Below are 14,337 nucleotides of genomic sequence, written 5' to 3' on the forward strand. Positions count from 1 at the left end.
ACGCCATGCCGCGCTTTGCCGCCAACCTCACGATGCTGTTCAACGAGCTGCCGTTCATGGAGCGCTTCGCCGCCGCCAAGGCCGCCGGCTTCAGCGGCGTCGAATATCTGTTCCCCTACGAGTTCGACAAGGCCGAGCTGCGCGAGCAGCTCGCGCGCCACGGCCTGACCCAGGTGCTGCACAATCTGCCCGCCGGCAACTGGGCGGCCGGCGAGCGCGGCATCGCGATCTTGCCCGATCGTGTCGACGATTTCCGCGACGGCGTGCGCCGCGCGATCGAGTATGCCCGCGCGCTCGACTGCCGCCAGCTCAACTGCCTCGTCGGCATCGCGCCCGACGATGCCGATCCGCGCGAGCTCAACCAGGTGCTGGTGCGCAATTTGCGCTTTGCCGCGATAGCGCTGAAGGCGCAGGGCATCAAGCTGCTGATCGAGCCGATCAACACGCCCGACATCCCCGGCTTCTTCCTCAACCGCACTGCCCAGGCGCTGCAGCTGATCTCAGATGTCGAGTCCGACAATCTGTTCGTGCAGTACGACATCTACCACATGCAGATCATGGAAGGTGATCTCGCCCGCACGATGCAGAAGCATCTCGCCCGCATCGCCCACATCCAGCTCGCCGACAATCCCGGCCGCCACGAGCCGGGCTCCGGCGAGATCAACTACCCCTTCCTGTTCCGCCACCTCGACGCCATCGGCTATTCCGGCTGGATCGGCTGCGAGTACAAGCCGCGGGCAGGGACCGTCGACGGGCTGGGGTGGCTGGCGGACTACGCGGTCGTTCCGGCGGGCTGAGGTTCGTGGGTGCCACTCGGTCCGACAGCTCTCTTCCGGCTCGTCCCGAGAGCACGCATCGCGGTTGACGATGGGAGAGTCCGAAACGATAGGAAGCGGCTGTCTTGAATTGGAAGAAGAGGCCGCCTTGCGAGCGGCATCTCCTTTGTGCGGGGGAAGGCGACATTCAAGGAGATATGCCGTCAAGACCTGATGAAGGAGAGCAGGTCGGGGTTGAGGACGTCCGCATGCGTGGTGAGCATGCCATGGGGGTAGCCCGGATAAGTTTTGAGCGCCCCGTTCTTGAGCAGGTTGACCGCACGCGGCACTGAACTTGCGAACGGAACGACTTGATCGGCCTCGCCATGCATCACAAGCACCGGCACGGTGATCTTGGTGAGGTCCTCGGTATAATCTTCAAGCCAAGAGTCGACGGTCGCGTAGTGGGCGAGAGCACCACCGGCCATCCCTTGGCGCCACCAGTTCGCAATGACTGCCTCCGAAGGCTTGGCCCCATCGCGGTTGTATCCGTAGAACGGATTCTCTGGAACGAAACGGTAGAACTCCGACCGGTTGCCCAACACGCCTGCTCGGATTGCTTCGAACCACTCCGGCGGCTGCCCTGACGGGTTGTCCTCGCTCCGGTACATGTTCGGCGTCAGTGAAGCGACCAGCACTGCCTTCGCAACGCGCTCCTGGTGACGCGCGACATAGCGAGCCACCTCGCCGCCACCCGTGGAATGGCCGATGTGGATCGCGTCGCGCAGCTGGAGATGTTCGGTCAGCGCCGCGAGATCGGCAACCCACTGGTCCATGTCGTTGCCGGTGCTTGGCTGGTCGGACCGGCCGTGGCCGCGACGGTCGTGGGCGATCACCCGATACCCGTGATGAAGGAAGAACGTCATCTGGGCATCCCAGTCGTCCGCGGTCAGCGGCCATCCGTGGCTGAAGACGATCGGCTGACCTGATCCCCAATCCTTGTAGTAGATGTTGACGCCATCGTCAGTCGTCATCGTGGGCATCGTGCCGCTCCATCCGTGCTGTCAGATATTTTCACAGGACGCCGATCAATTTGATCCATTGAGCGACGTGTTACTCAGGTTCGCTGGCCGAGCTTGGAGTCGAGTCCCAAGCAGGCCCTTGCGTTGGCAACACCTGTCCGCCAACGCGTTGCCGTTGCGAAGGTAATTCTTGCTTCCGTCAGCTACAAATACCTTGTAGGCTTCGATCTATGCCTTGGAAGCATATTGAGGGCGAATGGAACTGCGGCATTTGCGATATTTCGTTGCCGTTGCGGAGGAAGGTAGCTTTTTGACCGCTGCCCAGCGGCGCCTCAACACTTCACAGCCTTCCCTGAGCCGGCAGATCCGCGATCTCGAATCCGAAGTCGGCGTTCCGCTGTTGGAGCGCCAGGCCCGCGGCGTGGCGCTGACCTCCGCCGGACGCGTGTTTCTCGATCACGCGCGATTGGCGCTGCTTCAGGTCGAGGCGGCGACCGAGGGGGCCCGGCAGACGGCTCGCCCGCAAAAGCCTCTCCTCTCGATGGGATTCCTCGTTGGGCTGGAGGTCATGTGGCTTCCGCAGCTGTTGCGCATCCTGCGCGAGGAAGCCCCGGACGTCGAGGTCACGCTCAGCACGCAATCCTCGCCGGAGCTCGCGCTGGCATTGATGCGGGGGAAGCTGGACATCGCCTTCCTTCGTCCCGAGAAAGACAACGAGGGTGTCGTCTTCAAGGTGCTGGCGAAGGAGCCGTTGATCGCGGTGCTGCCAGCCGATCATCGTCTGGCCTCGCGCAAGAAGATCCGGCCGCAGGATCTCGCCCGCGAGATCTATGTCAGTTCGGCGCGGACCTCCCCCGTGTTGCAGGAGGTCATCCAGGACTATGCCTCGCGGGTCGGCATCACCCTGGAGGCAAAGTATGCGGGCGAGAACATATCTTCCGCGATGTCGCTGGTGGCATCGACCGGCGGCATTAGCCTCGTTCCGCTCTATGCGCAGAACATGCTCGCCCCCAACGTCGTCGCGCGGGCGCTCGAGGGCGGCACCCCGACGGTCGATTTGGCCCTGGGATACAATCGGTCAAACCAGTCGCCCTTGCTCCGCCGGCTGTTGTCGCGCGCCGACGAGCTGGTCGCAAACGTTCAGAACCAGAGCATCATTCGCTATGTTGAAGCTGAATAGTGGGGACGATGGACGGCAGTGACGGCCATTCGGCTGTCGGGCCGCTTACGTCCGCTCGCTCCCTGAACGGACATATCGGGCGCCCAATGGGGCAGGAACTTGCAGCGCTCGCTGCAACCCGAGGCGCCGATGAGGACTCATTGGCCGGGCGCGCCTATCGAAGAGAGCCGAGGGTTACCCATCGTCCGTGGTTGATCGGTGGGACCGCCCTGCAGCGTCGTTCGCCGTTCTGCAATGGCATGGTTGAACAATTCAACCGCGAGACCGAATGCGGACAAGTCTTCTGGCTCGATGGCTCCATCGTCATAGCCCTTGAGAGTTTCGCCGATGATCGCGTCGACCTCCCGTTGCCATGTCAGCAGATCCTGTTCGGACCCGGCATTGCGAACCTCCGACATGGCCTCGAGAACGCGGCTGCGGCAACTGGTGCTGTCGTTCGTTTCGTCCCGATTCAGATAGCGACGCAGCCAGGCGGCGGCCGAGCCGATGCCGGAAAGCGCAAGCAAGGCAAACCAGAAGTAGTCGCTGTACTTGTCCAGAAAGGTTCGCTCCGTGCCGTTGATCACTGCCGCGGCGCCCCGATGCACGGAAGGTTCGGTCTCCTTCTCCGTGTCGGGCTTCATGATGCGCGAAGCGCCGGCTGTGCCTTGCGTGATCGTGTCGCGGACCGCAAAGAGCTGCCGGTAGAACGCCGCCGCCTTGGCCTCGGAGAGTTCCTTTCTTGCCAGGATCAGATGACTGACGCTGACAGTGTCGATCTTGTCCTCCGGCCAGGCCGGTCTCGCGCTGAAGACGCTCGGCGGGATCTCCTCGGCCTCGTAGCGCGGGTGCTTCAGGGCAATAGCCTCGGATGCATCGATCGGAAGAAACGTGGGAGCTCCGCGCCCTCGGGAGGTGGCGGTGATTGCGTCCGCGGTGATCTTGCTGTCGAGCGGACCGACTGCGAGATACGCATCGAGGGTGGGATCTTGCGCAAGCTTTTGGATCTCATCTGTCCCGAATTGCGCCGTGGCCACCTTGTCAGGCTGCACGCCGGAGCCCTCCAGAATGGCCTGGAGGACTGCGACATTTGCCCCGGTCTTCCCGATAATCCCGACCTTATGACCCGCCAGACCGGCGATCTCTTTGATAGTGCCGGTACCCTTCTTCTTGGAATCGCTGCCGCGCCGTCCCGAGGGAGACCACAGGACGACGTAGTTCTTCCGCAGGACCGCCAATGTCTGCGCATCGGGCGGCATGCTGAGATCGCCGCGGCCGACCGCGAGGTCAGTTTTATCGGCGGCCAGGAGTGCGAGAGATTCAGCGGCTCCCCCGGTCGTGATCGGGGAGAGCCTGACGGTCCTGCTTTCCTCGCCGAAAGCGTCGGCCATGGCTTGGACCACCCGGTGGTCGTCGCTGCCGGCCGGTCCAACGGCGATCCGGAGGGTCTCGGGCTGCAACACGTAGAAGAGGGCCGCCGCGGCGGCGCCAAACGCAACGAATCCCAAAGCCAACACGATCAGCAACCTTCGTTGACGACCATCGTGAGCACTTTTGACGGGATCGAGCGATGACATCGGCAGACCCTCTGAGAGCAACCGCCTGCAGGGTTACAAGCGCTATGGGAACTTGGGGGAACAGGTCTCGGCGCGCAATGTTCCCCCACCCTCGGCGAGTTCACAAAGGCGAATGGCTGTGCAGGGGCGGTCCTAAAGCTCCCCGAGGTCCTTTGAGTCATTGGCCGACATTCCGTTTCTCGCCTGATATGAAAGACGCTGCGAGCTGAGGCGGTCCTGGAGAACGAGATGACAGCAATTCTTAGCTGCCGGATGACGGCGACCCTTCGCTACCGAACGATGTTGGTTCTGGCGGTGTTTGGCTTCTGTTGTGGCATCGGGGCCAGCCTGGCTTGAGCAGTTGTCCTCTCTAGTCGAGAGGTACCCGATCTCGGCTCAAGGGTGGCCGCCATCTCGATCTTGATGTTGGCTTCGACGGGCGCGTCTTTCCTTCTGGCTCGGTTTGCCCGAAGGCGGCTCAGGACAATCGCATCCGCAAAATAACGTACCACAGGCCCAAGTCAGTCGTGGTCGTATTCGGTCAGCCAAGGGTCAGGACCGGATCCGTCGGTCGGGCCCAGACGTCGGCTTTGGGCCAAACGAATCGTTGCTTCTCTCAACCCAAAGTGCAGTCTCGCTTCGCTCCGCGACGATCTCGCCGAGATCGGCTATCCGACCTAAGGATCCCTGATCTCCGCTCGGGTGAAAACGTCCGTGGATCGAGCTGCCAATGCGCACGCGTCCCGGCTTTGCATTGTCTGCTTGTATCTCCCCTCGGGCCGAACATGGTCAGGTGGTGTCTGTGCTTCATGGCACTGGCGCTGGCGACGCGCCTTGGACCACCCACGTGGCGGCCGTTGACGTGCTCGTCGGGCAAATCACCGACGATCGTTTGCGTTCGCCATCGCACGCGACGCTCGCGGCGCACGAAACATGCCATCGATGTAGGTCGAAATTCTTTAGTCGAAACAATCCGATGTCGCGCGCGTCGCCAAAGAGACAAAAAGCGCTTTCTTTTTTCCAGAAATCATGCATGATGCGCGCATCCTGTTCCGCCGAGAGGGGCGTTGCGCGCGATCGTCACGACACGTGGGGCAGGGATGCGGTGGCCGTGAGATGTCGCAGCATGTGATTGCGCATGCGGACGAACGACACATCACGGACGCGAAGTCGTGTGGTCCTGGCCTCCCGGTGCCGAGGTCAAGCGCGTGACGAGGGCTCTTGCCCTCGCGCGAGCGACGGGGTCAATCAGCCGGTCCCCGAGGAGCAACTGTCTTTTTTGTAGACCGGTGATCGGCCGGCCTCAAGGCTGGCGCGAAGGCGCGCCACCGCCTTCGGCGGCTGACGGCCTTGACCCCGTCCGCTCGCCGGTCTGTTGGCTTGGCGTGCGCTCGGGCGGAGCCCGAGCGGCTATGAGGCGCTCGACCCGTTCACAACGTGGAGCGCCGGATTCCACTTTTGGCGGCGTTTGACCATGACGTTGAGAATGCAGATCAGCTTGCGCATGCAGGCGGTCAGCGCGACCTTCTTCAACTTACCTTGGGCGAGCAGGCGCTCGTAGAAGGCCTTCAGGACTGGATTGCACCGCGTCGCGGCGCCCACGCAGGCCATGTAGAATGTGTTGCGAGTTCTGCGGCGTCCGCCCTTGACGTGCCGATCCCCGCGACGCCGGCCACTGTCATCATCGTACGGCGCAACACCCAGCAGCGCCGCGACGGCTTTGTCGCTGGTCTGGCCGAGCTCCGGCATGGTTGCTATCAGCGTAGCACACGTCGTGCGGCCGATGCCCGGAACGCTTTCGATGATCTCGGCGAGCTCCGCAAAATGCGGCGTGCTTTCGATCAGGGCGGAGATCTCTGCCTCGAGCTCGGCCAGCTCGGCGCTGATCGCCTTGACGATGCGCGTATGCAGACGCTGTACTTCTACAGGCAATTTATGCTCGCCCTGGTTCTTCAGTCTGACCAGCATATCTTTCGTCGCTTGGCGCACATTGACCATCTGCTGAAGCTTCTCTCGGGCGGCATCGTAGGCTTGCACCGCAGCTTCGTTGAAGGTCTCGGCGAACCAGGCGATCGTGTCCGCATCGATACTGTCGTTCTTGGCCAGGCGCCCGGCCGATTGAGCGAAGCTCCGCACCCGCTTTGGATCGACGATACGAACGTCGATCTTGGCGGCTCGCACCAGTTTGGCCCACTCCCGCTCGTAGCCGCCGCTGGCCTCCATCACGACCTTGGTGACGCCGTGCCGGCGCAGCCACGCCACGAAGTCGCGCTGGCCTTCCTTCGTCCTTTCAAACATCTGCTTGGACCCGGGCGCTCGGGTACAAGCATCGACCTTATCCTTGGCGACATCGACACCCGCGACAACGAGATCATTCTGTGCCATCATCCAGCTCCCTTCCTTGCAAGGTGCGGGCTCGAAGCCCGTGCAACTGTTCGGGTTGAAGGAAGACACCGGACCTGTCCCACGCTCCCCGACAGGCTCTAGGGCCTTTGAGCACGATCGGGCTCAGATCCAGCGACGGGCGGTTGGTCAGAACCGCCCGTTCGCACATTCTGGCAGGTTTCGAACACACAAGAGCGCGAAGGAAGCGTTAAGACCGCCGCGCAGGGAATGCCGGTTGATCGGCTTTGCCTGTGGTACCTGCCGCCTGCATTTTTTCAGCAGGCGGGCCATGGGTGAGGCCTTCACCCGGCATTCCCTGCGCCCTCTCGATCTCATCGAAGGGCGATCAATCGCAGGACTCGGGCGTGATCCGCCGCGAGATCGCGAACCTGCGCCGCTGTTTGAAACGTGGAGAGACCTCGAGCGATCTTTGTCATGTCCCGGTGCGGAGCTTCGGTTTCCGTTCCCAAGGGAATGATGAAGTTTCGGCCATTTGGAACCGGAACCGCGGGCGTTCTCTCGGTGTTGAGCGGGCACCTTGAACGCACTGGAGGAGAGAATGATGAGGACCCGTCTTGCTGTTACGCTGATCGCCACCTCGCTGCTGGCGTCGACCGCCGCGTTTGCCCAGTCCACGACCGTCGAAGGCGCCGCCAATGGCGCGGCGGCTGGCGGCGCGGTCGCCGGTCCGGTCGGCGCCATGGTCGGCGGTACGGTCGGTGCGGCCGTTGGCGCCGCGGTGGAGATCCCGAATGCGGTGATCACGTCGATCGATGCCGAGCGTGCGCCCTCGGTCGTGGTGCATGAGCGCGTCGTGGTCGGCGAGCCGCTGCCCGCCACCGTCGAACTGCGTCCGGTACCGCGCTACACCGAGTATCGCTATGCGGTCGTCAACGATCGCCGCGTGATCGTCGATCCGCGCACCCGCCGCGTCATCAAGATCATCGAGTGATCTGACATCATCGCGCCGGAAGGCCCCGCCGCAAACCGTGGCGGGGCCTTTCTGCGTTCAGGTGGTCTGGGTGCGGATCTGGCGCGCGAGCCAGTCGAGCGCGGCGGCCAGGCCGAAGCCGATGCAGGCGGTGGTGGCGTCGACGATGAAATCCTCCAGCCGCGCATGACGCCCGGGCGCCAGGAATTGCGCCAGCTCCAGCGCCCCGATCAGGACGACCGCGATCCCTGTGGTCAGCAGCCGATGGCTGCGATAGGCGAGGCCGAAGGCCAGGCCGATCAGGACGAAGGCGAGGGCGTGCTCGCCGTCCTGTCCGAGATGGGAATGCGGCCGGTAGTTCGGCGGGCCCAGCGTCGCGAAGGCGACGGCTGCGGCGAGCAGCCAGGCCGAAAGGCGGAATACGATCTTCATGAGCTCTGCTTAGCACGATCCGGGCTGAGGGCCGGGCTCACAGCGGCTTGAGCCCCTAGTGTAGTTAACGCGGCGCGGGCCGAGGTTCATGGCGTCTCATCTTACCGCGCGGCGCCGTCGCCGGGCTTTTCAGATCGGCTGCCGCACGCCCAACCCCTGCATGAAGCGCTCGCGAATCTGCGCGGGATCGCGCCGGGTGGCGCCGACGCCGGGCTTGTCGTCGATGCGGGCCGCGATCAGCACCGGGCCGGCGGTTCCCAGCGCCAGATCGACGAGGCGTTCGAAATCCTCCTCATCTGCGGCCCAATGGCTGGCGCGAATGCCGCATCCTGCGGCAATGGCTGCGACGTCGGCCTGCCGGGCCGAGGTCGGCTGGCTGCCGGTGATCTGGTAGACGCCGTTGTCCATGACGATGATGGCCAAATTTTTCGGCGCCAGCGTCGCAATCGTGGCGAGGCAGCCGAGCTGCATCAGCAGCGAGCCGTCGCCTTCGAGCGCGAACACCCGGCGCTGCGGCTGCGCCAGCGCGACGCCGAGCGCGATCGGGCAGGCCAGCCCCATGCTGCCGAGCATGTAGAAGTTCTGCGGCCGCGGGCCCGCCGCCCACAGATCGAAATTGGTGTTGCCGATGCCGCCGATGACGGCTTCCTCATGCTTGAGCTTCGCAACCAGCCGGCAGGTAAGGTCATGGCGGTTCATGATCTTGGTGTTGAGGATCGGCGCGGTCATGCGAACACCTTTCCGCCGGTGAGCAGCGGGGAGAGGATCAGCGCCACCGGCGCCTGCGTCGCGACCGCCTGCTTGATCGAGCGGTCGACGATGAAGTCGAGCTCGTCGAGCCGCGTCATGGTGTGATGCTCCATCGCCAGCGCATCGAGCACCGGCCGCATGGTCCGGCACACCAGCGACTGGCCGTAGTTGAATTCGCCGAGCGTGCCGCGCTCCGACACGAGCATGATGAGCGGGATCTGGCAGGGCACGACCAGCGACGCCAGCACGTTGGGCAAGGTCGCGAAGCCCGAGGTCTGCATCAGGAGCGCGCCGCGCCGCCCGCCCATCCAGGCGCCGGCGAGAATGCCGACCGCTTCCTCCTCGCGCGCGGTCGCAAACGTCGTGAAGAACGGATCGTCGTGCAGGCTCCGGATCAGCGGCGTCAGGACGCGGTCGGGGACGTAGGGGATGAGATCGACGTCGTTGCGCTTGAACGTCTGCAGCACGATCTCGTGCCAATTCGGCACAGCGGCTGCGGATCGCGCCGCGTCGGCATCGGCGGCCATTGCTGTTCCTCCGGTCATCCCTGATGGGGCTCTGTTTGGTGCCGAGCTTGACGGCACCGGGACGATTGTCAACATGCCGGCCCGGCCGGTCAGGCATCCGCCTTTCAAGTCGGAAATCAAGAACCAAGATACCAGGAGGTCGCCTGTTCATGGCCGCGAATTCCAAGCGCGTCTTCTACGTCAAATATCTCGCGCACCCGATCTTCAGCGAGCTGCTCGCCGCACGCCCCGACGTCCGGCTCGACCGGCTGGAGAACGAGAGCTCCGAGGCCGAGACGGCGCCGATCCTCGCGGCGGCCCACGCCTACCAGATCGGGGCGGCCCGGGACGAGCTCGCGCCGCGCTTCCATGTCGATGCAAACCTGCTGCGCCGCGCCCCGAACCTTCTCGTCGTGTCGAGCAACGGGGCGGGATACGACCCGGTCGATGTCGAGGCCTGCACCGCGGCCGGCGTCCTCGTCGTCAACCAGTCCGGCGGCAACGCGCATTCGGTGGCCGAGCACACGCTCGGCATGATGCTGACCCTGTCGAAGCGCATCATCCAGTCCGACCGCCGGCTGCGCCGGGAGGCGGACGTCAACCGCAACGATCTGATCGGCAACGAGGTGCAGGGGCGGACGATCGGCATCGTCGGACTTGGCAATGTCGGCCGCCGGGTTGCCGAGCTGTGCCGCGGCCTCCTCGGCATGACGGTGCTGGCCTATGACCCGTATCTGGCGTCGGAGGAGATCGCGGCCCGCGGCGCGGAGAAGGTGGACCTCCATGACCTGATGCGGCGCTCGGATTTCGTCTCCATCAACTGCCCGCTGACGAGAGACAGCCGCGGCATGATCGGTGCCCGGGAGTTTGCGCTGATGCAGCCGCATGCCTATTTCGTCACCACCGCCCGCGGCTTCATCCACGACGAGGAGGCGTTGTTCGCTGCTCTGAGCGAAAAGCGCATCGCCGGCGCCGGGCTCGACGTCTGGGCCAAGGAGCCGCCGCCGCCGGATCATCCGCTGCTCCAATTCGACAACGTGCTGGCGAGCCCGCACACCGCCGGCGTGACGCGGGAGGCGCGGCAGAACATGGGCCGGATCGCGGCCGAGCAACTGCTCGCCGCGCTCGACGGCGGCCGGCCGCCGCGCCTGATCAATCCCGAGGCCTGGCCGCGCTACAGCGCCCGTTTCCGCGAGGCGTTCGGATTGGCGCCGGGCTAGCCGGGAGAGGGGGAGTTGCGGGGAGAAGATTTCATGCGTCGCAAGCCGCGGGGTGGTAATGAATCTTCTCTCCCGGGCGGCTGCGGCGACGTGGACATTGCTATTTTCCGCGCCGTCTCGACAGCCCGGCGGCGGCTGATCATTTTTCCAGAGGCGCCATGAGCTTAGGCCATTTTTTTCGCTCGGCGCGGAAGGGAAACTGGTCCGATGCGCCGGCTGAACGCCATCCTGAAGTCGACCCACGGCCGCGTCCGTCGCGCCGTCTCGCAGTTCGTCGCGATTGCCGCCGCAAGCCTGCCTTCGGTCGGAGCCTGAGCGCCGGTTCCACGAGCTGCGTCAAATATTTGCGGCGGCCGCTTGATATCGGTCAACAGCGGATGGAGAAGCGCGCTAACATCTCCTCGATCACTGCGTGAGAGGCAGGAGGTTGCATGTCGCGCTACGTCATCCATTTCCTGAAGGACGTGCTGGGCGAGAATGGCCGCCAGTGCGAGATTTGCCAGAGCACGCTGGAGGTTGAGGCCGACAGCGAAGGCGAAGCCGCAGAAATCGCAAAGTCCAGGTTCTGCGAACAGCAGGAGCTGCGCGACTGGTCGCTGCACGCCGACCGCATCGAGGTGAAGGCGGCCGACTTTCCCTCCTGAGCTGCGGCTCAGCGGCTCAGCCCAGCCGGTGCATCGCGGGCCCCGGGGCCGAGCGAGCGCTGCACCATCACGGTGTCGCACCAGCGGCCGTAGCGGTAGGCGACGCCCGGCAGCAGCCCCACTCTGGCGAATCCGAAGCGTTCGTGAATGCCGAGCGAGGCGACGTTGTCGGCGTCGATATAGCCGATCATCTGCCGATATCCCGCCGCGGCGGAAGCATCGATCAGCGCCTGCATCAGCAGCCGGCCGACACCACGGCCGAGATGCTCATGGTGGACATAGATCGAATGCTTGACCGCGAACCGATAGGCCGGCCGCTTCCTGAACAGGACGACATAGGCATAGCCCACGACCTCGCCGCGGAATGTCGCAACCAGATGCGGCAGGCGATGATTGCGCAGATTCTTGCGCCGCTGCTTGAGATCGTCCGGCTCCGGCGCGCCGGAACCGGGGGCGCTGTCCTCGACCCCGCGGCGGACATGCCGCCGGTAGATCGAGAGCATGGCCTCGACGTCCTCGTCGCGTGACGGCCTGACGAGGACCGGCGGCTCGGTATCGCCAGCCGTGATCGTGCTGTCCATGGTTCGAATTACTCTGCGCAGACATAGGTATGGAGCCGGATCCGGCCGGACTCGTCGAGCTCCTTGTACAGCCCCTGGATCTCGACGTCGAAGCCGGGATAGGCGTTGAACGCCCGCTCGAACATCTTGAGGTAATCGATCATCGGCTGGGCGCGCGCGGAGAGCCGCTCGCCCGGAACGATGGTAGCGATGCCCGGCGGATAGACCACGAACGGCGTCGTCGCAACGCGCCCGGCGATCTGGTCGATCGGCAGGTAATCGACCTCGTTGCGCATCAGTGCACGCGCTGCCTCGCGCGGCGACATCGCGATCTCCGGCAAATGCTGCGGCTGGAACTGCTTTGCCTGCAGCGCGCTCACCTCGGCCTCGCGATAGAACCGATGCATCTCGCCGCAGAGGTCGCGCAGCCGCAGCTTGCCGTAGCGCGCAAAGCGCTTCCGGGTGAACTCCGGAATGGCGTCCTCCAGCAGCACGTTGTCGTCGTGGAGCCGCTTGAAGGCGACCAGGCCGCTGATCAGGGTTCCGGCCTTGCTGGCCTCGACGCCCGGCGTCAGCAGGAACAGCAGCGAGTTGAGGTCGTTCTTCTCCGCCACGATGCGGTTCTCGCGCAGATATTGCGCGACGATCGGCGCCGGGATGCCGTGGTCGGCATAGCCTCCGGTGGCGCGATCGAAGCCTGGGGTCAGCAGGGTCAGCTTGTTCGGATCGGTCATCGTGAAGCCGGCGGCGAGATCCGGAAAGCCGTGCCATGCCGCCCCGGGCGCGAGCTGCCAGAGGGACGCGTCGGTTGCGAGCTGGTCGGTCGAGATCGCCTCCCAGGCCACATCGTGGCTGGCTCCGGGATTGGCCGCATCGGGAATCGAGACGCGATCCGGAACGAACGGCTCGAAGAACCAGCGCCGTGCCGGATCCTTCTCCTTCTCCTCGAATTCCCTGCGCATCGCCCGGATCTTCTTGCGCAATTCGATGCCGAGCCGGATCGTGTCGTCCCACAGCACCTCGCCGGAGCGGCCCTTCATCATCTGCGCGCCGACGTCCAGCGAGGCGAACAGCGGATAGAACGGCGATGTCGAGGCGTGCTGCATGAAGCTCTCGTTGAAGCGCCGATGCTCGATCCGCCGCCGCTGCCCCTTGATGTGGCGGTCCTTGACGTGGATCTGCGAGGCCTGGGAGAAGCTCGCGAGCTGCTTGTGGGTCGATTGCGTGGCAATGATGCCCGGCGCGTCCGGCCCGAGTTCGGACAGGCCCATCGCGAAGCGGCCGGCATAGAGCGGGTGGAACTTCATGAAGCCTGCCCAGGCCTCGTCGAACATGATGTACTCGCAGAGATCCCCGATCCGCTTGAGGATCATCTCGGCGCTGTGGATCGTCCCGTCATAGGTGCACTGCTCGACCACTGCGACACGGAACGGGCGCGGCTTGCGCCAGGCGTCGGGATCCTTGACCAGCGGGTTGTCCCGGATCTGTTGCCGCAGGTGCTCCTCGTCGAGCAGGTCCCAGCGCATCGGGCCGATCAGACCCCAGGGGTTGCGGACTGTCGGGACGTAGATCGGGACGCCGCCCGAAATCAGCAGCGCGCCATGATGGGCGGCCTTGTGGTTGTTGCGATCGAAGAGCACGAGGTCGCCATCGGTGACCAAGGCCCCCAACACGACCTTGTTGGAGGTCGAGGTGCCGTTGAGGACGAAATAGGTCTTCTCGGCGCCAAAGATTTGCGCCGCTTCCTTCTGCGCGCGCAGCGCCGGTCCCTCATGGGTCAGGAGATCACCGAGATCGAGCACGGAATTGTCAAGGTCGTCGCGGAATACGGCTTCGCCGAGATGCTCGACGAAGATCCGGCCGATCGGGCTGCGGCTGTAGAACACGCCGCCATTGTGTCCGGGACAGGTCCAGAGCTGGTTGCCTTCCTCGGCATAGTCGACCAGCGTGCCGAAGAACGGCGTCTTCAGCGTCTCGGCATATTGCTTCAGCCGGCTGATCAGGTTCTTGGCGATGAAGGCGGGCGTCTCCTCGGAGAGGAAGACATAGCCGTCGATGAAATCGAGCACCTCGACCGGCAGGTCCTCGAAGCGCTTGCGCCGAATCAGGAGGATGATCGGGAAGTCCAGACCGCGCCGGCGCATCAGGTTGATCAGCGACGCCGTCTTGCCTTCCAGGCCCTTCTTGCCCCAATCGACGACCATGCAGCCGATCGCGGCATCCGTCTGCACCGCGATCTCGGCGTCCTCCAGCTTGCGGGCGCGCACCACCTCGAAGCCCGAGCGCTGGATCTCCTCAATGATCTGGTTGAAGCGGACGCCGGCGAGATCGTCGGTCTCGAACACGGGCGCGGCGAACAGGAAGGTGAAGCGGCGGAAGTAATCCATGAGCGTCTTTCGGGCTGGGTGGGGCAGCCA

Annotated in this window: 13 protein-coding genes; 5 read left to right on the top strand and 8 right to left on the bottom strand. The window is 64.4% G+C overall.

Annotated elements, in window-relative coordinates:
• Positions 1-5 precede the first annotated feature (5 nt).
• Positions 6-797, top strand: coding sequence for a hydroxypyruvate isomerase (gene hyi, locus QX010_RS26040; protein WP_316182753.1), 792 nt, complete (start codon positions 6-8; stop codon positions 795-797).
• A 182-nt stretch (positions 798-979) separates the two neighbouring features.
• Here the strand turns inward: hyi and QX010_RS26045 are convergent, their stop codons facing one another.
• A complete protein-coding gene (locus QX010_RS26045; protein ID WP_316182754.1) occupies positions 980-1,798 on the bottom strand; it encodes an alpha/beta hydrolase in 819 nt (272 codons plus the stop codon).
• 235 nt (positions 1,799-2,033) lie between these two features.
• On the opposite strand from QX010_RS26045, the gene QX010_RS26050 reads away from it, so the two are divergent.
• Positions 2,034-2,957 carry a LysR substrate-binding domain-containing protein gene (locus QX010_RS26050; protein ID WP_316182755.1) on the top strand — a complete coding sequence of 308 codons (924 nt, stop codon included), beginning with the start codon at positions 2,034-2,036 and terminating at the stop codon, positions 2,955-2,957.
• A gap of 137 nt (positions 2,958-3,094) precedes the next feature.
• Here QX010_RS26050 and QX010_RS26055 read toward each other — a convergent pair whose 3' ends face one another.
• Together QX010_RS26055 and QX010_RS26060 are read right to left on the bottom strand one after the other, a co-directional pair.
• Entirely contained in the window at positions 3,095-4,513 is a 1,419-nt protein-coding gene (locus QX010_RS26055) for an ABC transporter substrate-binding protein (protein ID WP_316182756.1), read from the bottom strand.
• A 1,389-nt stretch (positions 4,514-5,902) separates the two neighbouring features.
• Positions 5,903-6,877: an IS110 family transposase gene (locus tag QX010_RS26060; protein WP_316179866.1), complete on the bottom strand. Its 975-nt coding sequence runs from the start codon at positions 6,875-6,877 to the stop codon at positions 5,903-5,905.
• Positions 6,878-7,439: 562 nt separating this feature from the next.
• Between QX010_RS26060 and QX010_RS26065 the strand changes: the two genes are divergently transcribed.
• Positions 7,440-7,829 (top strand): DUF1236 domain-containing protein, encoded by a 390-nt coding sequence (locus tag QX010_RS26065; RefSeq protein WP_316182757.1) that lies wholly within the window; start codon positions 7,440-7,442, stop codon positions 7,827-7,829.
• Between the two features lie 57 nt (positions 7,830-7,886).
• Here QX010_RS26065 and QX010_RS26070 read toward each other — a convergent pair whose 3' ends face one another.
• The 3 genes from QX010_RS26070 to QX010_RS26080 form a co-directional block, all read right to left on the bottom strand.
• Complete coding sequence (locus tag QX010_RS26070) at positions 7,887-8,240, bottom strand: VanZ family protein (RefSeq protein ID WP_315805111.1); 354 nt, start codon at positions 8,238-8,240, stop codon at positions 7,887-7,889.
• A 129-nt stretch (positions 8,241-8,369) separates the two neighbouring features.
• Positions 8,370-8,969 carry a thiamine pyrophosphate-dependent enzyme gene (locus tag QX010_RS26075; protein ID WP_315805112.1) on the bottom strand — a complete coding sequence of 200 codons (600 nt, stop codon included), beginning with the start codon at positions 8,967-8,969 and terminating at the stop codon, positions 8,370-8,372.
• On the bottom strand, positions 8,966-9,517 hold the full coding sequence (locus QX010_RS26080) for a thiamine pyrophosphate-binding protein (protein WP_315805113.1): 552 nt from the start codon (positions 9,515-9,517) through the stop codon (positions 8,966-8,968). The genes QX010_RS26075 and QX010_RS26080 overlap by 4 nt, the downstream gene beginning before the upstream one ends.
• 149 nt (positions 9,518-9,666) lie before the next feature.
• On the opposite strand from QX010_RS26080, the gene QX010_RS26085 reads away from it, so the two are divergent.
• Together QX010_RS26085 and QX010_RS26090 are read left to right on the top strand one after the other, a co-directional pair.
• Positions 9,667-10,716 carry a hydroxyacid dehydrogenase gene (locus QX010_RS26085; protein ID WP_316182758.1) on the top strand — a complete coding sequence of 350 codons (1,050 nt, stop codon included), beginning with the start codon at positions 9,667-9,669 and terminating at the stop codon, positions 10,714-10,716.
• A 431-nt stretch (positions 10,717-11,147) separates the two neighbouring features.
• Positions 11,148-11,360, top strand: coding sequence for a hypothetical protein (locus tag QX010_RS26090; RefSeq protein WP_315805115.1), 213 nt, complete (start codon positions 11,148-11,150; stop codon positions 11,358-11,360).
• An 8-nt stretch (positions 11,361-11,368) separates the two neighbouring features.
• Here QX010_RS26090 and QX010_RS26095 read toward each other — a convergent pair whose 3' ends face one another.
• Together QX010_RS26095 and QX010_RS26100 are read right to left on the bottom strand one after the other, a co-directional pair.
• The gene (locus tag QX010_RS26095; protein WP_316182759.1) at positions 11,369-11,941 is read right to left on the bottom strand and encodes an N-acetyltransferase family protein; all 573 of its coding nucleotides are present in this window, start codon (positions 11,939-11,941) and stop codon (positions 11,369-11,371) included.
• 8 nt (positions 11,942-11,949) lie between these two features.
• Positions 11,950-14,307 (bottom strand): Orn/Lys/Arg decarboxylase N-terminal domain-containing protein, encoded by a 2,358-nt coding sequence (locus tag QX010_RS26100; RefSeq protein WP_316182760.1) that lies wholly within the window; start codon positions 14,305-14,307, stop codon positions 11,950-11,952.
• Between the last annotated feature and the right edge of the window lie 30 nt (positions 14,308-14,337).

This window comes from Bradyrhizobium sp. SZCCHNRI1009, from assembly GCF_032487575.1.
In the GTDB taxonomy this organism is placed as follows: Bacteria; Pseudomonadota; Alphaproteobacteria; order Rhizobiales; family Xanthobacteraceae; genus Bradyrhizobium.